Genomic DNA, 21,450 nt, shown 5'->3' with positions numbered 1-21,450 from the left:
GAAAATAATATAGGCAACATGAAAAAAACTACAATTAAAAACATTGGACTTTTTTTAGTTTTACTCGCTGTGAGTATACCGCTTTACGCCCAAAACTTTGTGCCTTTCGCGCCTAGATTTAATCAAGATTTAAAAGGAGACATCCAATTAATTGGTAATAATATTTTAGGACCAGGTAACGATGCGTTTAATAACACAGGCATTTACAATCATGATGTTAATATGGTATATATTGATATCGATGGAGATCCTTCAACATTCAGTTCATCTAGTGCAGATTTAACAATTCCTAATCCAGGATGTTATAGAATCATTCATGCAGGTTTATACTGGGGAGCCGTTACTAGCGGAAACGAACCCATTACAGAGGTTAAATTTAAAGGGCCTACGGGAGGCTACCACGATGTAACGGGAACAGTTATTTTTAATGCCAATGGTACCTCGGTAGATAATGGAGATAGTTTTCCATATGCTTGTTTTGCAGATGTAACCGCTATAGTAACTTCACTGGCAACCGATTTGGGTACATACACAATGGCCAACGTTTCGTCTTTACAGGGAGAAACAGCAAATTTTATACCAAGAAATGGTACAGGAAATTCGGCTGGTTGGTCGCTTTATATTGTTTACGAAGACCCTACATTACCGGGTAAATCCATTACTAGTTTTGACGGCTTTAGTGCTATAAGTATTGCGGGTGGTAATGCAACGCTAGATGTTCCTGTTTCTGGTTTTCGAACTGTTCCTGCACCATCACCGGTAAGAGCAAATTTTGCATTTGCGACTTTAGAAGGTGATAGTCCAATTGTTGGCGATCAATTACTTTTAAATGGATTGAACTTATCTACCGCAGATCGCCCTCAAACAAACTTCTTTAATAGTTCGGTGACGCAATTAAGCGCTTTACCTGTTACTAATAGAAACCCTAATAGTACGAACACACTAGGGTTTGATACTGGAGTCATTGTTGTACCTAATCCGTCAAATTCAGTAATAGCAAATAATGCCACTTCGGCAACAGTGCGCTTAGAAACAAGTGGAGATACTTTTTTTCCTTATTTTTTCTCTTTAGCCGTCGATATTATAGAACCCAATATTGTTTTAACCAAAATTGTTGAAGATGCTGCTGGTAATGATATTGGAGGCATGCTAGTTAATTTAGGAGACGAATTAAATTATGTTTTAGGCTTCCAAAATACCGGTAATGATGATGCAACAAATCTTATAATTAGAGACATCCTTCCTACCAATGTGGTTTTTAATTATCCTAGTGATATTGGGCTGTTACCAACGGGTGTTTCCGTACAAAGCTATGATGCATCTACTAGAGAATTAGTTTTTAGTGTAGATAATTCTGTGGTAGAAGAAAATGACCCTATTCAAGAAATCCGATTTAAAGTTACCGTGGTTTCAAGCTGTAGTTTATTAAATGATGCCTGCTCGAATGTTATTAGTAATCAAGCATATTCTACCTATAACGGAACATTAAACCCTACGTTTACAATATCAGACGATCCTAGTTTTAATACTAATACAGGGTGTTTACTTATACCGGGAGCAACTAACTTTTTAGCAGATATAGATTGCGTTTTTGAAGAAGAAGTTATTTTATGTGGAGCTAGTACGGTTTTAACGTCGGGTAGTGGTTACGATTCATATTCATGGTCTACGAGTCCGTCAGGAACACCAGTAATAGGCACAACACAATCTATTACAGTAACCGAAACAGGAACCTACTATGTAAGCAATACAGCTGTAGCGCCTTGCCAATCAACAGAACAAGAATTTGAGGTTATTACATTTGGAGCAGATGTTACCAATCCGGTAATACCTTTTGCCGACGAAGTTGTTATCTGTCCTAATGATGGAAAAGAATTACCAAATATATTCTTATGTGGTGTAAATGGGCCAAGAAATATAGAAACCAATATTACAGATACCACGTCAATTATTTGGGAACAATTAGATGAAAGTAGTTGTACTGCCGAAGTTAACCCAAACTGTGCTAACGAAGATGCAGCTTGTACATGGACTCAGGTAGAAACTGGTCCTAATTTTTTAGCAGATACAGCAGGTCAATTTAGATTAACCTTAAATTATGATGGAGGTTGTTTTAACCAGTTTTATTTTAATGTTTACAGTAATTTACTAGAGCCTACAGTAACGTCTAGAGATATTTATTGTACAACTCCAGGGCAGATTGTTGTTGGGAGTGTGCCTAGTGGTTACGAGTTTAGTATTGATAATGTAAATTACCAATCAAATAATACATTTTCAGTAAACACAGCGGGCATTTATACCGTATACATTAAACAAATAGGAGTAGACCCAAATCCATGTGTATTTACGGTTCCAGATGTGCAGATACGCCAAACAGATTTTACAGTTTCAACCGTTATTAACCAACCTTTATGTAATGGCGATTTAGGAAGTATGTCTTTAGCGGCCAATGATGTGCGACCGCAATATTATTTTTCTATTTCAAGTGGTGGAACTTTAGTAAATAGCGTAGGGCCTATTACACCAAATAATTATGAGTTTTCTAATTTAAATCCTGGTGTATATACTGTAGAAGTCTCTACTGAAGATGGTTGTACTTACACGGAAGATATCGAAATTATTGAACCCGATCTTTTAGAAGCAACTTCGGCACTTACAACGCCGTTAACGTGTACCGATGGCGAAATTACCGTTTACCCAACAGGAGGAACAGCGCCATATTTTTATTTTGTAAATGGAGCGGCCGATTTTCAAACGGTGCCAACAATACCCGTTACAGCTTCGGGAGTATTTAATATTCGTGTTGTTGATTCTAATAACTGTATAGCTGAAACATCTATTGAGGTCGAGGCTATTCTTCCACCAGAATTTACAGTTAATGCTAATGATATTGCATGTTCAGATTCAGGAGATGTAGGAAGTATAACCTTTAACGTTACCAATGCCAATGGTAATACTTTAGCCTATAGTATTGATAATGGCTTTACCTACTCAAACTCTAATACATTTACAGGTTTGGCAGAAGGGACTTACGAAGCTATAGTTCAATATACTGTAGGTTCCGAGGTTTGTACAACTAGTGCTCAAACCATAACTATAGATACGCTTGCTACAGTTATAGGAACAGTTGATTTAACCACACCTTATAGTTGTTTTTCAGATGGCGTAATTACGGTTTTAGGAGTTTCAGGAGGAACAGCGCCGTATTCATATAGCCTAAATGGTGTAACATTCCAAAACGGTACTACATTTACAGGCTTAACCGAAGGAACTTACACAGTAACTATTAGAGATTCTAGTGGCTGTGTATTTATTGCAGCTCCAATTAATATTCAAGCTTTAGATCCACCAACAGATATGGATTTTAGTGCTACAGCTTTAAGTTGTCCAGCATTAACATCAAACGTAACCATTACTTCAACAACGGGAGGAACACCAACTTTAGAATATCAGATTATCGCACCAACAGCAATGGCTACGCCATACCAAACTTCAAACGTTTTTAACGGGTTAGTTTCTGGAGCTTACACCTTGCAAGTAAGAGATGCTAATGGTTGTACCTATAGCGAAACATATAGTATTGCACCCTTAGATCCTGTACTTATAGAAACTGTAATTACAAAAGGTTTAGATTGTACTGCATCTCCCGATGGTAGTATAACAGGAACAATTACAGATGGTGTAGCACCGTTTACTTATGCTGTTTCTTTTAATGGTGGGGCTTTTAGTGGTTCTAATTCAGTTACGGGTAATGCTTTTACTTATGCGGTAGCTACCGATGGTACGTATCAATTTCAAATTACCGATGCTAATGGCTGTATGGCAGAGTCTTCAGTAGAAACAATAAATGCTATTTCATTACCTGAAATCATTTCAGTAGTACAAACTGAACCTATTTTGTGTCATGATGATAGCAACGCTGCCATAGATATTACAATAAACAATTCGGTTGGTACAGCGCCTTTTACTATAAGCGTATATAATGAAACTACGGGAACAGATTACGGTACACAAACAACAAGTTTACCAGCGGGTGTCTATACCATAACCTTAACGGACGGTAATTCTTGTATAGATACCGAAAGCTTACCAATACTAGAACCAGATGCTATAGATTTTGATATTGATAAGGTTGATATAACGTGTAATAATCCAGGAGGTTCTAGTTTAGGTTCAATTACCGTAGAAAACGTTACAGGAGGTACAGCACCATTTACCTATTACATTACCAATAATTTTGGCGATGCTATTTCTGGAAACCCGTATGTTGCCGTTACAAACGAAAATCACACATTTAGTATTATTAATTTCGGAACATATACAGTAAATGCTATCGATGCTAATGGCTGTAGCTTTACAAGACAGGTTGTTATGGCTTCGCCGCCTTCCGATTTGTTAATTGATGTAACTACTGTTGTTCCAGATTGTACAACAGGAGGAACTGCAGTTGTTGAAGCTATTTCAGCGGTTGGAAGTGGAAGCTACGAGTTTGGTATTTTAGAATTTAATTCGGCGCCATATACATCAAGTTATTTACCAGCAGATATAGGTTTTCCTAACCAAAGAACTTTTACTAATTTAACACCAGGTGTTGTATATACTTTTGTAGTTCACGATTTGGTAACCGACTGCTATTACGTGAAATCTGCAGATGCCGCTATTGCACCAGCATCATCATTAACCTCTACTGTAGTGCCTAATAACGTAAGGTGTCAAGGTGAAGATAATGGTAGTGTAACGTTTACTATCGATAATTTTGACAGCACAACAACTTCTGTAGATTACGAAATATACAGGGCTTATACTAATGTTTTAATAGAAGGCCCTATTAATGTAGGTGTAACTTTTGGTAGTCCAACAACCATAACAACACCATCACCAGGAACCTTATCGGTAGGTGAATATTATATCCGTTTTACAGAAAATGGTACTGGTACTTTTGATGGTTGCGAATCGGCTTCTACTATTTTTGAAATAAGGGAATCGGCAGTTGCATTATCACTAACAGCTTCGGTAGATAAAAATGCTAATTGTACGCCTAATTCGGGAATTATTAGTGCTATAGCTTCAAATGGAACTGCACCTTATGCGTATCAATTAACTACTTCGGCAACACCACCTGCAGCTTCAGATCCTTTATGGGACGTTGTAAGTTCGTTTAACGCCAATGCAAATAGTTATTACGTTCATGCTATAGATGCTTATGGTTGTATACAAACAACACCAGTTATTGTATTAGATGCAGACCCAGAACCTATTATTACAGCGTTAGCAACTAACGAATGTACAGCAGTCGATGGTCAATTCGAAATCGATGTGAATTTATCAACGTCGGGTATACCACCTTATAGTTATAGCGTTAATGGTGGTGCTTTTCAAACTAAAACGGCTCCTTTTACAATTTCAAATTTGCCTTCAGGAACACATACTGTTGAGGTGCAAGATGCAAATGGTTGTGGTAATACGGTTTCAGTAGATATTCAAGCGCCTTTAAATGTATTACCAGATATTACTGTGTTTTCAACATGTAATAATGACGACGGACAAATAATAATGAACGATGCCGGAGGTTCGGGGGCATATTCCTATACTATTGCACCAAATCCATCTTCAATTTCATTATTAGGTAATGTGTTTTCTGGAGTGCCTTCAGGAACCTTTACTGTAACTGTAACCGATAATATTTCGGGATGTGTTGAAGATGTCACCATAGTAATGCCAGAAGCTACGCAACCTAGTATAACAACTACACCAACAGCGGTAACCTGTTTTGGAAGCAATTCTGGTTCATTAGAACTAAATGTAAGTGGGTATTCTGGAGCTTATACTTATGAGGTTTTCGATAGTTCGTCTACTTCAGTTTTAGGCGTAGTTAGCGCTAATACATCAACCAATCCAGAAATGGTTAATGGCCTAGTAGCGGGTACCTATTCTGTAGTTATTACAGAATCGGCGAGTCCTTTTTGTTCCGCAGATAGTACAGTTATAATTTCATCGCCAACTCAAGGTCTTAATTTAATAGCCCTAGAAACATCTAATGTAACTTGCGATGATGGTCAAGGAACCATTTCTGCAACAGCAACAGGTGGTTGGGGAACCCTAGAATATGAGTTAACAGGAGCAGCATCGGTTGCTTATTCTCCAAACGGTACATTTTCTAACTTATCTGCAGGATCTTATACCGTTAATGTAAGAGATGCAGGTGGATGTATAGATTCGGAAGTTATTGTTTTAGATTTTCCAGCAGATATAGATGCTACAATTACAGCAACTCCAAGTATGTTGGCTTGTTATGGCGATGCCAACGCAACTATTACTGTAAGTGGTGTTACTGGTGGCCAAGGTAGTAATTACACGTATACACTTAATAAACTAACGCCAACGGTAAGTACTTCAGGACCTCAAACCTCACCAGTTTTTAATAATTTAAGTGTTGGTACATATAATGTGGTAATAACCGATGGCTATAACTGCGAGTTTACATCTACAAATGTTGTGATTACGCAGCCTACAGAAATAGAAGCGAGTTTGGTTAAAACAACCTCTCAAACCTGTACCACACAAAGTACTTTAACGCTTAGCGCTTCTGGCGGAACAGGTAGTTACGAGTATAGCGATACAGCATCGTTTACAAGTACTCTAGGTACTTTTGCAAGTTCTATTACTATTCCAGTTTCAACAGGAACCTTTATGTATTACGTGCGCGATGCTAATAATTGTTCGGCAAATGTATCGAACGAAATTACTATAGATCCACTGCCAACGCTAATAGTTAATTTAGATACTACAAACGCCACAATTAATTGTGCAGGAGATGATAATGGTGTTATTATCGCTTCCGCGGAAGGTGGCCTAGGTAGCTACATCTACACGTTACAGGATGCATCAGGAACAGATATTACTGGAGCTACACAAGATAGTCCAGGAGTATTTACGAATCTTCCGGTTGGAAATTACCGCGTTCAAGTTGAAAGTGGTGATTGTTTAGAAGTATCATCAAATGCACCAATAACTAATGCAGGAACATTGCTAGAAGTCGTGTTTAACCCAATAGACGTTACGTGTAACGGTGAGAATGACGGTATGTTAGAAATTACAACCACTGGCGGTACAGGAACCATTAAATACGCCATATCTCCACAATTAGATCAGTTTTTTAATGTTGAAACTGTTGAAGATTTAGCACCAGGAAATTATGATATAGTGGTACAAGATGAATTAGGGTGTTATGTAACTTATAATTTTGATATCGATCAACCAGATCCTTTAGGATTTAGATATACTATTGATAGCGAAGCACCTTGTTTAGGTGATGAAACGGGCGAGTTTACCGTAGAAATTTTAGGTGGAGATCCTCCATTTAGCGTAAGTTTAGACGATATTACATATATACCACTACCAATGGGACAAAACACGTATACGTTTGAAGACTTGGAAGGCGGAGAGAAAATGGTGTATATTTTAGACAGTGGAAATTGTGGTGGCGATAGTCCGTTTTCAATTCCGTTGGCAGACCCTGTTAATTTAGATCCGCAAGCCGAAATTGAGTACGGATGTATTAACGATGCAGCAGGAACCAATAGAGTAACCAATACTGTAACTGTAACCGTAGATGATAGTATTACAGATACTTCTGTATTAGAATACGCTTTAGATGGTGGAGCTTTTGCTACCGGAACTGGTGTTTTCGAAAACTTAAGTACGGGAAACCATAGTATTTCTGTACGCCATCCTAATGGTTGTGTTAAAATTACAAATAACAATATACCTTTCGAAATTGAAACTTTTCAGCCATTAGCACTCGTGCTTGAAGATGGCGGTTTAAACGAAATTGTTGCAGTAGCATCTGGAGGAGAACCACCTTATGAATATATATTTAACGGACAGTCAAATGGCTCTGAAAATACTTTCCTTATTTACGAATCTGGAGATTATACCGTTACTGTAATTGATGCTAATGGTTGCGAAGTATCAGCAACACGATTTTTCGAATTTATTGATGTTTGTATTCCAAATTACTTTACACCTAATGGCGATGGTAATTTAGATACTTGGGGTCCTGGTTGTTCTAGTCAATATAGAAATTTAACCTTCGATATTTTTGATAGATATGGACGAAAAATAGCGACCTTAAGGATAGGCGAAAAGTGGGATGGTAAATACGGTGGTATCGAATTACCTTCTGGCGATTACTGGTATTTAGTTAAGCTAAACGAACCTAGAAATAAACGTGAATTTGTTGGACATTTTACACTGTATAGATAAATTATGAAACTAAGAAAATTATATACAATTCTGCTTCTCATGGTTATCGCTAACAGTTATAGCCAAGAGTTAAATTTGCCGGTATTTACACAATATTTAGCCGATAATGATTTTGTTGTTTCGCCTACCTACGCTGGTATTGGCGATAATTTAAAAATTAGAGCAAACGGTTTAACACAATGGGTAGGCATAAAAAATGCACCCGATAACCAATCTATTTACGCCGATGTTAGAATAGCAGATCGTTCTGGTCTTGGGTTTACTTTTTATAATGATAGAAACGGAAATACTATACAAACTGGTGGTAAAATTTCGTTTGCACACCATTTAATATTGGATTATTACGAAAAATTATACCTGTCTTTTGGTATTTCATATAACGTTAATAATTTTCGTATTGATATTGATAATTTTAATACTACTTACGAAAACCCTATTATAGATCCTTTTGTTACAGACGACAGACGAACATCTAACAGTAATTTTGATGTTGGAGCTTTGCTGAGGTATAAAGGCGCATTTTTAAGTATTAATGCCAATAACATTTTAGAGAAAAAAATAGATGAAAACATAAGGATTGCAGAACCTAACTTGTTATTAAATTACCAAGTATATTCGGGGTATATTTTTAAAGGTCCTAAAAAAAGTGGTTTGGAGTACGAGCCATCAATCTATTACCAAATGTTTAGTAGCGATAGGCGTTCTAGTACAGATTTAAATTTTAAGTTTAGAAAATATAACAGAAACTACGATTACTATTGGGCTGGAATTTCTTATCGATTCTTAAACGATCAGTTTTTTAAACCTTTAAATATTGGACCTATGGTAGGTTTTCAAAAATCAATATTTTACTTTGGTTATGCTTACCAAGTGACTACAAACGAGTTGTCTGCTTATAATTCTGGTACACATGTGGTAACTATTGGGTTAAACTTCTTACAAAATATTAGTAATTGTCCATGTACCCAAAGTGCCATTAGAAAGTAGATTAGCTTTTAAAACGCTGAGGTTTTTAAAAGAGCAAACAGTTATTTAAATATAATTTTAAGTTTTTTTTTAGAGTTTTTTAAAACCGAGATTCTTTTTTTTTCGTTAGTATTACAAAGTCGTATAAAATTTAAAGTATTTTCAATTGAAAATGCCGTGGAAAAAATGACAGCCAACGTTTAAAATGGATAATACTACGCATAACATATTAAACTCTTTTTTTATAAAGATAGCCGTAATAGCTATGAGTTTATATTATGTGTTTGGACCTTCACATTATGTGGTTAGTCAATTACTACACACCATATCTCATAGTATTGAAGCTTCTACTGTATTTTCGGGGGGTCATAGTCATGAGCATCATCATCACGACCACCAACATACTCAAACAGAATATGCGGTAACGAAAACGCATAGCCATGAAATTTTAGAGGTTATTGATACCGTTTTAGAAAGTTCAAATTCAGAAAGCGATTCAAAAAAACTTGAAATAGTAAATTTCAAATTAGATAAACATTTAGAGACAAATAAAGATTACCAAATTCAAAATTTAGATTGGTCTTTAAAAGGGCAATCTGCATTTAATTTCAATAAACAAAAAGTTCTTAAAGGCTATGTTAATGGTTTAATAGAACCACCACAATGTGCTTAGTATATTAGTTTGTAATTCATTTTTATGAGACTACTACACAAACTATAATTAAAATAAAACAATCAAATTTTACTTATCAACTTCTAAGGGAATTAATAGTTTAATTAATGGTCCTAGGGAGTGCAATACATTAAAAAATGTTAAAAAATATAATAACAGGACTGTTATTCATTTTTAGCGTTGGGCTAAGTTATGCTCATGAGCTAAGTGGAACAGTTATTTCAGAGGAAAGTAATAAGCCGCTTCAAGGTGTTGGAGTGTACAATAAAACCACAGGTAGCTATACGTATACAAATGTTTCTGGCTATTTCGAAATTGATGATGTTTCGGTTAACGATGTCATTTACTTCTATCAATTAGGTTTTGAAAATCAAGAGCTAATAATAGATGAAAGTCATTTAGATAGTAATATCGATGTGTTTCTATTAATCTCTAAGGCCTCTTTAGATCAAGTTTTAATAGTATCAAAAGTGAATACTTTAAGTACTTTTTTAAACGTCGATTTAAAAACAAACCCTGTAAAAACATCTCAAGAAATTTTAAGAAAAATACCAGGATTAATTATTGGTCAGCATGCCGGAGGTGGTAAGGCAGAACAAATATTTTTAAGAGGTTTCGATATTGATCATGGTACAGATATCGCCATAGATGTTGATGGTATGCCGGTAAATATGGTATCTCATGCACATGGACAAGGCTATGCCGATATGCACTTTATAATACCAGAAACTATCGATAATATAGATTTTGGAAAAGGAACCTACTATGCGGATAAGGGAAACTTTAACACCGCAGGTTATGTAGATATTAATACTAAAAAATCCATCGATAATAATCTTATTTCGCTGGAAGCAGGCCAGTTTAATACGGTTAGAGCCTTAAGTATGCTTAAGTTGGTAGATACCGAAAATAGTTCGGCTTATTTAGCATCAGAAGTAATGCTGTCTGATGGTGTGTTCGATTCGCCTCAAAATTTTAACCGTATCAACATCATGGGACGATATAACTTTAATAATTATATAGATCAAGAATTAACTTTATCTATGTCTCATTTTCAAAGTAAATGGGATGCCTCTGGGCAAATTCCTGTTCGTGCCGTAGAAAGTGGTCAAATTGGGCGTTTTGGTGCTATTGATGATACCGAAGGTGGTAACACAAGCCGAACAAATATCTGGTTAAATCATAAAAAACAGTTGGATGAGCATTCGGCTATTAAAACATCTGCTTATATTTCTAAATACGATTTTGAGTTGTTTTCAAACTTTACTTTCTTTTTAGAAGATGAGGTAAACGGCGATCAAATTCGTCAATATGAAGATAGAACCATAGTTGGTGCTAAAACGGCTTACGAGCATACATTGCATTTAAAAGATCATGACGCGCAATTAAAGTATGAATTAGGTGTTGGTTTTAGATATGATGATGTTAACGATGTGCAACTATCTAGAACCAAAAACAGACAAGAATTATTAGAGCGCTTAGCCTTTGGAAATGTAGATGAGTTAAACGGATTTTCATATGCTAATGTAACGTACAAGAAAAATAAATGGACTATTAATCCTGGCTTGCGTTTGGATTATTTTAATTTCGATTACGAAAATTTATTAACCGAAACTTACGATAGCGCTAGTGAAAACAAGGTGTTACTTAGCCCAAAGCTAAATTTTATTTACGCACCATCATCAAAACTACAGTGGTTTGCAAAAACAGGATTAGGGTACCACTCCAATGATACTAGAGTTGTAACTGCTAATAATGGTGAGGATATTTTACCAACAGCATTTGGTACAGATTTAGGAATTATTTCTAAGCCCGCAGATCGCTTAGTTATTAATGCGGCGCTTTGGAGCTTATTTTTACAACAAGAATTTGTTTATGTTGGCGATGCCGGAATTGTGGAACCAAGCGGAAAAACAAAACGTTTTGGTGTCGATTTTGGACTGCAATATCAACTAAATGATTATGTGTTTTTTAATACAGATGTTAATTATACATACGCAAGAAGTAGCGAAGAGGCTAGTGGAGAAGATTACATTCCTTTAGCACCAGATTTTACATCGTCGGGTGGATTAAATGTTAAAGATTGGAATAATTTTTCTGGAGGAATTAGTTACAGAATGATAGGAGATAGGGCAGCTAACGAAGATAACTCTATAGTTGCCGATGGCTATTTTATAACCGATTTAAACCTTAATTACACGCTTAAAAACTGGACGTTTGGGGTTATTGTAGAAAATCTATTTGATAGCGAATGGAACGAGACTCAATTTGCTACAGAGAGTAGATTGTTTAACGAACCTAATCCTGTTGAAGAAATTCATTTTACACCAGGAGCTCCATTTTTTTTAAGAGGTAAAATATCAGTTAAATTCTAAAAAAAATAGTATTTTTATAGAAAGCGCACCGTTATGGTGCGCTTTTTGTGTTTACAGTAATAATTAGTGAGAATTTTAGTTCCCATATACACCTAAAACCATTTACTTTCTTGTTATTTTTGTAAATGGTTCAAAATGCGTTTTTTTAAAGTATAATTATGAAAAAATTAGTTGTTATTGTAGTGCTGTTACTTTCCGTAAATTCATTTGCACAAATTTTAGACCCTATTAATTGGACAACCGATGTAAAAAAGATATCGGATTCTGAATATGAGTTAATAGCCATTGCTAACATTGATACCAAATGGCATTTATATTCGCAAACCGTTCCAGAAGGTGGACCAATGCCCACAATTTTTAGCTTTGTAAGTAATGGTCATTATTTAAAAAAAGGCAATACTAAAGAAGAAGAAGGCGTAACAGTTGATGATCCAACTTTTAATATGAAGGTTAAATATTTTGAAACTAAAACCGAATTTAAACAACGTATTAAGCTAAAAAAGAAACCACCTTTTAACATTGAAGCCGAAATCGAGTATATGGTTTGCGATGATAAACAATGTATTATGCCGGAGCCTGAAAACCTTAGCTTTAGCATTCAATAAATTTTAAATACTACACCTTTATATTTAATTATGAAAAAACTGGCTTGTGTATTACTAGTAGCAATAGCGTTTGTGTCCTGTAATAAAGAAGAAAAGAAAGATTATGTAACGCTTTCTGGTAAAATTACAAACCCAACGTCCGATTCTTTAGTGGTGGCTCAAAACGCTATTATAAAATCGATAAAAGTAAATCCAGACGGTTCGTTTTCCGATACTTTAAACGTAGCATCAGGAAACTATGTATTGTTTGATGGACAGGAGCAAGCCAATGTATATCTAGAAAACGGCTATGATTTAAGACTCACGATGGATACCAATGAATTTGATGAAACTATTAAATTTGAGGGCATAGGTGAAGATGTAAATAATTATTTAGCCGAAAAAGTATTGTTACAAGAGCGCCTTTTAGATTATGATGATTTAATGGCTAGTAGTAAAACGGAATTTGAAAATAAGCTAAATTCAAGTATTGAAGAATTTAAAAGTCTGTTAACTGCAGTGCCAAGTGTTGATGCTGCATTTGTTAAAAACGAAAATATAAGTTTTGGTATGTTAAAGGAGAAGCTAAAACTAGAGTATAGTAAAAATAGCAAACCATCATTATTTAATGGAAAGGCTGCACCAAAATTTAACGATTACGAAAATTATGCTGGCGGTAGTACATCTTTAGACGATTTAAAAGGTAAGTATGTTTATATCGATTTATGGGCAACATGGTGCGGACCTTGTAAGGCCGAAATACCAGCACTAAAACGTGTGGAAAAAGCTTATCATGGTAAAAATATAGCCTTTGTTAGTATTTCTTTGGATAGCCCTAATGCTTACGATAAGTGGAAATCTATGGTTAAGGAAAAAGAATTAACAGGTGTGCAATTATATGCTAAAGGCGATCAAAAATTTGCTAGAGATTTTAAAGTAAACACCATACCTAGATTTATTTTAATCGATCCAAATGGCATTGTTGTTAATGATAATGCTCCTAGACCTTCTAGTAAACAACTAACTAAGATTTTTGATAGGTTGGAGATTTAATTTCACGCCAAAGTAAAAATACTGATCCCTTTGTAGTAAGTGAAAACTTATGAATATAGAAATCGATATGCCTGAAATAGTTTAAAGAAGAATTAAACAAAAATTAGCAAAAATAAATATACTTGCTAAGTGTAATATTTATTTTGTAGGTGCTAACTTTAGCGAATATTATCAAAAAATAATTCGATAAAAGTTAATTAATCAAGTTTCATTCTTATTAAGAGAGTGCTGTTATTTGAGATAACAAGAAAACAAACAAGCTATTCCATTTTTTCAGTTTAATTTAAACAAATAGATATAGTATTAAATCCGTTTTATTTCTTACAATAGGCAAATTTTAAGCTAAGTAAAATATATTTTTAAACCGCAGGACGAATGTCTACAGCCACTTTCATTTTATTGGCTCCAGAGCTATAGATAACACCTTTTAAAGGCGGCACATCGTAATAGTCGCGCCCATAAGCCACAACAATATGTTGGTCTTTTGGAATTTGGTTGTTTGTAGGATCGAAATCTACCCAGCCAAACGATGGGATATAAATTGAAAACCAAGCATGAGAAGCATCGGTACCAACTAATTTTTCTTTTCCTGGAGGTGGTAAGGTTTCAATATAACCACTTACATAACGTGCTGGTAAGCCTACCGAACGAATACAAGCAATGGCTATTTGTGCAAAATCTTGACAAACCCCTTTTTTGTTAACCATAACCTCGTGTATGGGCGTGGCTACGTTTGTAACATTAGGGTTAAACTCAAAATCTTTAAAAATGCGTTCCATGAGCTCGTAAGCCGCTTCAAAAATAGGACGATTAGGTTTAAAAGATACTTCGGCGTAAGCCCTAATATCTTTGGTTATATTGGCAATTAAAATAGATTCTAATACAAACTGTTTAATGTCTAAATGACCTCGATTTTCTGTTTTTAGCGCTGCTAAAGCTTCTATTAAGGTGATTTTTGGACCGCTTTCCGATTTATAAATATCAGGTTCTAACGTATGATCGCGTAGTATTTTACTAAGCGCAGTTACTTTTAAGGTTTTATGCTGCTCTTGTATAGAGAACCGCGTAATGGTATTACCAAAAAAGTCCAATTTCTCCGAAAATTCGGTTGGTGTTGGACTAATTTCTAGTTTATAATCCACCACTTTTTGTCCCAACATATCCTTAGGTTTTATGGTAGCAATATTATGGCAGAAGGTTACACCAACTTCATATATATAACTTGTAGTATGCGATATTTGAAATAACATGGTTATTGTAGTGGAAAGTTTTGGTTTGTTAGTTGCTTTTGAGTGTACGAATGATTGAAATAGGTATTTGAAACCTCCATAGATGTTTCATGCAATAGCTCGCTAATTTTGGCTAAGGCGTCATCTAGATTTTGTCGTATGGTATGATCGTCGTTTAAGGTTAAAAGATGCTCTATAGTTAAACTTTCTATTTTGGTATGTGCTCTTAAAATTTTAGCTTTGCAAGCAGCTACAGTGTTAGAACCTTCAGAATAAGGAAGCCTGCATATATCTTTTTCTATACGAGTAATTTTATAGGCCAAGGATTTTGCATAATTTTTGTCAACCAACAATAGTTTTATTACATTTTCTACACTTAAATAGGACCGGTAACTATATCTATAAATATTTAGACTTTCGTTGCTATTTAAAAGAGCCTCTAGGACCTCATATTGTACTTGCTCTTCGTAGTTTATAACGAGTAGTGAGCGGCATTTCTCGACATGCATCATCGATTGTTCGGTTTGCAAGCCAATAAAATATAGTAATAAACCTTGGTTTACTAATATGCTTTCTTCAATAAGTGCCATAAATGCAATAAGGCGCGTAATAATGCGGTCTAGGAATTTTATAAGTTTATTTATGGAAAAGTCTTTAGCTCCATTAAAGTTTTCCCATTGTTTTTTAATGCCATCAAAAACGCGCCACATGTCTTTAGACCATAAGCTTCTTAACGAGTAATAAGCGTTGTTAAAGCTATTCATGGTTTGTGCAAGGCTACCTATGCGAGTTTCGTCTTTTAACAGCGATAAAATTTCTTTTAGAGGCTCTTTTAATCGTGCTTCGGCACCTTCGCCAACAAACCCTGGAAATGTAGAGGTAATATTGGTTATAGATTGAAACAGTAAAATTAAAGTATCTGAATCTGATTTACGTGTGGTGGATTGCTCTTGATTCATTCTATTAAGTACCACGCGTAAGTAACGTGCAGTAACTAACGAGCGTCCTAAATAACGCCCCGACCAAAATAGGTTTTCGGCGGTGTTACTCGATAAATCGTTAATATCTGAAATGGTATTGTTTGATGACGAATCCCACGCGTAATTACGTAATGGGTTTTGAACAGCATCTGAAACGATCCAGAAATCTTTACTAATACCACCACGTTGATTGGATACAAATATTTTTTTTCTATCGGCTGCTACACGCACTAAGCCACCAGGCATTACGCTGTAACCATCTTTTTTAGCAATGGCAAAGGTACGACAGGATACTTTTCGAGGTTCTAATTTGCCTTTTACAAAATTTGGTGCTGTTGAAAAGGATATTTTTTCTTGAGCCACAAATTGATAAGGTGCTAAGGCAATTTCGTCTTTTAATTTTTTAAGCGCATTGTCGTCTAGAAACTCGCAGAAATAAATGTTCTCTCGGTTAGAACGATCTATACGTTTTACCACCAAATCCTTTAAATGCTCTATAACATAATCGAATTCCTTTTTTTGTCCGCACCACCACGATGCAATTTGCGGTAGTATTAAAGGTTCTTTAAAAAAGTACTTGCAAATGGCATTCATAAACGGAATTAAGCCCGAATTATCTAAAATGCCAGAGCCAATAGGATTTACTACAGCTACTTGTTGCTCTCGTACCACTTCTAGTAAGCCTGCAACGCCTAAATAAGAATCTTCTCGTAGTTCTAAAGGATCCATAAAAGCATCGTCTACACGTCTTAGAACCACATCGACCTGCTTTAGTTTTTTAAGTGTTTTAAGCCATAACTTACCATTACGAACCACTAAATCGCTACCCATTACTAGAGGATATCCTAAAAACGAAGCGAGATACGAATGCTCGAAATAGGTTTCGTTATGCGGACCAGGAGTAAGGATAACTATATTGGGGTTGCTGTGGTTTTGCGGTGCGGCTTCAATTAGCATTTGTTTTAAATCGTTAAAAAACGCTAGCGGTTGTTTAACATTAATATTTTCGAACACATCGGGCACAACACGGTTAAGCGCATACCTGTTTTCTAGAGCATAACCCATACCAGAAGGCGCTTGCGTACGATCGCTAACTACCCACATACGCCCATCGGGTCCACGAGCTAAATCTAACGAGTAGATTTGTAATTGTTTTGCTGTTTTATATTGAATTTGATCGCATTGACGTAAAAAACCACGGTGTGCTAAAACAACCTCTTCGGGTACAATACCGTTTTTAATTAGTTCGCGCTTACCATAAATATCTTTTAAAATAAGGTTTAGTAATTCGGCGCGTTGCTTAATACCTTTTTCTATGGTTGATTCCCATTCGGTTTGATGGATAACATAAGGTACTACATTTAAACCCCAAGAACGGTTAAGACCATGTGGATCGTTATACACGTTATAGGTTACACCATTTTCTTCCATGAGCCAATTTATCTCGTCTTGTTTAGAGAGAAGATTTTCGGTGCCGACTTCAGAAAATTTGTTTAACAGTGTTTTCCATTCTGTATTAATAGACATATCGGGTTTTAAAACCTCGTCGTAGCCTTTAAAATCAGAAAAGTAATCCTGGAATAATGGTTTAGTTGTAATGGGCATTTTTTGAGATTATAGAAATGCAAAATTAATGTAAAATCTTGTTATAAGTACTAAAGATGTGGTATGGTTTTTTATTTAAAGAAAATAGCTTGGGATTGCACTGTTTTGGGGTTGTGCGCACCATTGCGTTAGGGATTGAAGTGACATCCTTTTTTTGCTGCCATAAATGGCAAAAAAAGATACAACGGAAAGCCCGACCCTTTTTGGGTAACCTGCCTGCCGGCAGGCAGGCGCCCAAAATATTAATGGATGTAATGGTAATAACCATTCCTTATAACACATGAGCGTGCTATGAGGAATAGTGTTGACTTTATTTTTTACGCAAATCGAGCGTGTACGGAAACTCGAAATTAATTGGCAGCTCTTTGTAACTAAACTTTTTAGAGCTTTCTTGTTTTTCGACTTTCGATGTGCTTTCGCCACCTTGAATGATGCTTTCTGTTTCTTGGATGCTGCCTTGTGTATGGCCAAACTCCCAGAAACGGTTAATGCGTCGCGATTCGGCTTCGTAACTGTTTATAGGGTAGCTATCGTACGAACGGCCTCCAGGATGTGCCACATAATAGGTGCAACCGCCAATGGAGCGTTTGTTCCAGGTATCTACAATATCGAAAACCAATGGCGTATCTACATCGATGGTTGGATGTAACGACGAGTGCGGATTCCATGCTTTGTAACGCACGCCAGCAACATATTCACCTTTTACACCGGTGCTGTTTAATTGCACTTTTACGCCGTTGCAGGTAAGTACAAAGCGCTCTTCGATAAAATGATTTACTTTTACTTGAATACGCTCTACGGAAGAATCGACATACCTAGCGGTTCCGCCACCGGTCATTTCTTCCCCTAATACATTCCATGGCTCGATAGCTGCACGTAACTCTAAATGCACATTATTGATTTGAACCATACCGTGAAGCGGGAACCTAAACTCGAAGAATGGGTTGAACCAATCTTCTTGAAATTTATATCCGGCTCGGTTAAGTTGCTCGACAATATCCTTAATATCTTCTCTTACATAATGCTCGATTAGGAATTTATCGTGTAATTCTGTTCCCCAACGCACTAAATCGTGCTCGTATGGTTTTTTCCAGAACCAGGCTACTAGCGTTCTTACTAATAGGTTTTGCATTAAACTCATTTGCGGATGCGGTGGCATATCGAAAGCACGAAGCTCGAGGATACCTAAGCGCCCTGAAGAAGAGTCTGGTGAGTATAATTTATCGATACAGAATTCTGCACGGTGTGTGTTTCCTGTTAAATCGGTTAGTAAATGGCGAAACAATCTATCGGTTAACCAAAAAGGGACGTCGCCATCTTTAGGTATTTGACTAAAGGCTATTTCGAGCTCGTATAGGTTTTCCATACGGGCTTCGTCTATTCGTGGTGCTTGACTTGTGGCGCCAATAAATGCCCCAGAGAATAAATAAGATAGTCCTGGGTGATGTTGCCAAAAGGTTAATAAACTACGTAATAAACTAGGTTTACGAAGTAAAGGACTATCGGCTGGTGATATACCACCTAAAGTCACGTGGTTTCCGCCACCTGTTCCGGTATGCTTACCATCGAGCATGAACTTTTCGGTTCCTAAACGCGATTGCTTTGCTAGTTTGTATAGCGTTAAGGTGTTATGGGTTAACTCTTCCCAGTTTTTGGCTGGATGTACATTTATTTCTATTACTCCCGGATCTGGTGTTATTTTCATAGATTCTAGTCTATGATCTTTTGGAGGATCGTAACCTTCTAAAATAACAGGAATATTTAATTTTTTTGCCGTGGCTTCAATGGACGCAATAAGGTCTAAAAATATTTCGGCAGAGTCCATTGGTGGTAAGAACAAGTATAATTTACCATCTCTAACTTCTGAACATAAGGCGGTTCTTATAAAATAACTGTTATTTATAGGTGCGCCATTGTTTACCACATTCTCGTAACGTGTGGCTGCTGTTTTTTTATAGCTTGGTAATCGTCCTTTTACAGAAAAATTATCGGGCACAAACTGCGGGAATTCGCCATGTTCTGGTTTTCGTATTAAAGAATCTAATGGCAAACGTAAACCAATAGGGGAGTTTCCGGGTATTAAAAACAAGTGGTTTCTTCTAAAAGTCCAGTCGCTAGTATACCAAGTTCCTATAGAGTTGTTTAGTGGTAATACATAACCAACGGCTTTAGATTTACCATCCTTAAGAATCTCTTTAAGTTTGTTTTTTACTAATAGGGCGCCATCATCTTTTGTAGGATCGACATCTATTGGTAGTTTGCCTTCTTCCCACATAAAATAGAAGGCATCCTCGTAAGTGGGCACTATTGTAGTATCGGTAATTCCTAAATGTTTGGTTAGGGTTTCTAGAAATAGAATATCGGCATTTTCTGGAACGGTAGGATTATCGGCAAACAAGGATAATAATTTCTTGTTATGCCAAATGTTTCTGCCATCTTTTCGCCAACATAATTCTATAGACCAGCGTGGTAAAGGTTCTCCAGGATACCATTTACCTTGTGCTTGATGCAATACACCGCCTTTGGCAAACTCATCGTACAATCGTGCCGAAAGGTTTTTGGCTAATTCTCTTTTATGCGGACCATCGGCATCGGTATTCCATTCTGGCGATTCCATATCGTCGATAGATACAAATGTAGGTTCGCCCCCCATGGTTAAACGTACGTCTCCTTTTTCTAATTGTTTTTCTACCTTAAAACCTAGTTTGTAAATGGCCTTCCATTGTTCTTCGGTATAAGGTTTGGTAACTCTAGGCGATTCGAAAATACGTTTAACAGAATTTTCAAAAAAGAACTCGGTTTCGCAAACATCGGACATTCCGGTAACGGGCGCAGCACTTTCAAAAGTAGGCGTACAAGCTAATGGAATGTGGCCTTCTCCGGCTAATAGGCCAGAGGTAGCATCGAATCCTATCCAACCAGCACCAGGCAAATACACTTCGGCCCATGCGTGTAAATCGGTAAAATCTTCTTCGGGTCCAGATGGGCCGTCTAATGATTTTTCATCAGATTTTAACTGTACCAAATAACCAGATACAAAACGTGCACCAAAACCTAAATGGCGTAAGGTTTGCACAAATAACCAAGCATAATCGCGACAAGAGCCACTTTTAATATTTAAAGTTTCTTCGCAGGATTGTACACCAGGATCCATCCTGATGTTATAATTTAAGTATTCATATATTTTTCGATTGATATCAATTAAAAAATAAATGGTTTTTCTAGGCGTATAATCTAATGTTTTAAGGAAATCCTGAAGCAGTTTTCCTTTATCGGTAATTTCTAAATAGGGTAGTAACTCCTTTTTTGTTTCCTCTTTATATTCAAAAGGATATTCTTCGGCGTATTCTTCAACAAAAAAGTCAAAGGGATTTATGGTTTTTAAATCGGCTATAATTTCTACATCAATAGTAAGCTCAGTCGTTTTTTCTGGAAAAATTAACCGCGCCATATAATTTCCAAATGGATCTTGTTGCCAATTAAAGAATTGGTTTTCGGGCGTAATTTTTATCGAGTAAGCTTCTATAGGCGTTCTGCTGTGTGGTGCAGGTCTTAATCTAAAGATATGTGGTGATAATGACACTGGTCTATCATATTTATACTTTGTTTTATGAGAAATTACAATTTTTAACGCCATAGTTGTTATTTAATAATTAGATATTACAATTTAAGGGTTTTATATTAAGAAAACACTTAAAAAGTCTCAGAATTAATAGAATT

Annotated in this window: 9 protein-coding genes; 6 read left to right on the top strand and 3 right to left on the bottom strand. The window is 36.1% G+C overall.

Features of this window, described 5'->3' with window-relative positions; translation table 11 throughout:
- The first annotated feature begins 18 nt into the window (after nucleotides 1-18).
- The 6 genes from BMY96_RS13815 (at nucleotide 19) to BMY96_RS13790 (ending at nucleotide 13,916) form a co-directional block, all read left to right on the top strand.
- On the top strand, nucleotides 19-8,265 hold the full coding sequence (locus tag BMY96_RS13815) for a T9SS type B sorting domain-containing protein (protein WP_092853194.1): 8,247 nt from the start codon (nucleotides 19-21) through the stop codon (nucleotides 8,263-8,265).
- 3 nt (nucleotides 8,266-8,268) lie between these two features.
- Nucleotides 8,269-9,252, top strand: coding sequence for a PorP/SprF family type IX secretion system membrane protein (locus BMY96_RS13810; RefSeq protein WP_092853192.1), 984 nt, complete (start codon nucleotides 8,269-8,271; stop codon nucleotides 9,250-9,252).
- Between the two features lie 244 nt (nucleotides 9,253-9,496).
- Nucleotides 9,497-9,904 carry a hypothetical protein gene (locus tag BMY96_RS13805; protein WP_139205261.1) on the top strand — a complete coding sequence of 136 codons (408 nt, stop codon included), beginning with the start codon at nucleotides 9,497-9,499 and terminating at the stop codon, nucleotides 9,902-9,904.
- A 137-nt stretch (nucleotides 9,905-10,041) separates the two neighbouring features.
- Nucleotides 10,042-12,279 (top strand): TonB-dependent receptor, encoded by a 2,238-nt coding sequence (locus tag BMY96_RS13800; RefSeq protein WP_092853188.1) that lies wholly within the window; start codon nucleotides 10,042-10,044, stop codon nucleotides 12,277-12,279.
- A 158-nt stretch (nucleotides 12,280-12,437) separates the two neighbouring features.
- Nucleotides 12,438-12,884: a protein-disulfide reductase DsbD domain-containing protein gene (locus BMY96_RS13795; protein WP_092853186.1), complete on the top strand. Its 447-nt coding sequence runs from the start codon at nucleotides 12,438-12,440 to the stop codon at nucleotides 12,882-12,884.
- A 30-nt stretch (nucleotides 12,885-12,914) separates the two neighbouring features.
- Entirely contained in the window at nucleotides 12,915-13,916 is a 1,002-nt protein-coding gene (locus tag BMY96_RS13790; RefSeq protein WP_092853184.1) for a TlpA family protein disulfide reductase, read from the top strand.
- Nucleotides 13,917-14,275: 359 nt separating this feature from the next.
- Here BMY96_RS13790 and BMY96_RS13785 read toward each other — a convergent pair whose 3' ends face one another.
- From BMY96_RS13785 to BMY96_RS13775, 3 genes are all read right to left on the bottom strand, one after another.
- Nucleotides 14,276-15,166, bottom strand: coding sequence for a transglutaminase family protein (locus BMY96_RS13785; protein ID WP_092853182.1), 891 nt, complete (start codon nucleotides 15,164-15,166; stop codon nucleotides 14,276-14,278).
- A gap of 2 nt (nucleotides 15,167-15,168) precedes the next feature.
- The gene (locus BMY96_RS13780) at nucleotides 15,169-17,730 is read right to left on the bottom strand and encodes a circularly permuted type 2 ATP-grasp protein (protein ID WP_092853180.1); all 2,562 of its coding nucleotides are present in this window, start codon (nucleotides 17,728-17,730) and stop codon (nucleotides 15,169-15,171) included.
- Between the two features lie 310 nt (nucleotides 17,731-18,040).
- Nucleotides 18,041-21,367: a transglutaminase family protein gene (locus BMY96_RS13775; RefSeq protein WP_092853178.1), complete on the bottom strand. Its 3,327-nt coding sequence runs from the start codon at nucleotides 21,365-21,367 to the stop codon at nucleotides 18,041-18,043.
- Between the last annotated feature and the right edge of the window lie 83 nt (nucleotides 21,368-21,450).

This window comes from Algibacter pectinivorans (assembly GCF_900112595.1).
GTDB classification, from domain to species: Bacteria; Bacteroidota; Bacteroidia; order Flavobacteriales; family Flavobacteriaceae; genus Algibacter_B; species Algibacter_B pectinivorans.
This window is presented reverse-complemented; position numbering and strand designations above follow the sequence as displayed.

Bases quoted from the DNA above. Each gene is read 5' to 3' on its own strand.
- BMY96_RS13815 (WP_092853194.1), top strand. From the start codon at position 19: ATGAAAAAAACTACAATTAAAAACATTGGACTTTTTTTAGTTTTACTC.
- BMY96_RS13805 (WP_139205261.1), top strand. From the start codon at position 9,497: ATGAGTTTATATTATGTGTTTGGACCTTCACATTATGTGGTTAGTCAA.
- BMY96_RS13800 (WP_092853188.1), top strand. From the start codon at position 10,042: ATGTTAAAAAATATAATAACAGGACTGTTATTCATTTTTAGCGTTGGG.
- BMY96_RS13790 (WP_092853184.1), top strand. From the start codon at position 12,915: ATGAAAAAACTGGCTTGTGTATTACTAGTAGCAATAGCGTTTGTGTCC.
- BMY96_RS13785 (WP_092853182.1), bottom strand. From the start codon at position 15,166: ATGTTATTTCAAATATCGCATACTACAAGTTATATATATGAAGTTGGT.
- BMY96_RS13810 (WP_092853192.1), top strand. From the start codon at position 8,269: ATGAAACTAAGAAAATTATATACAATTCTGCTTCTCATGGTTATCGCT.
- BMY96_RS13795 (WP_092853186.1), top strand. From the start codon at position 12,438: ATGAAAAAATTAGTTGTTATTGTAGTGCTGTTACTTTCCGTAAATTCA.
- BMY96_RS13780 (WP_092853180.1), bottom strand. From the start codon at position 17,730: ATGCCCATTACAACTAAACCATTATTCCAGGATTACTTTTCTGATTTT.
- BMY96_RS13775 (WP_092853178.1), bottom strand. From the start codon at position 21,367: ATGGCGTTAAAAATTGTAATTTCTCATAAAACAAAGTATAAATATGAT.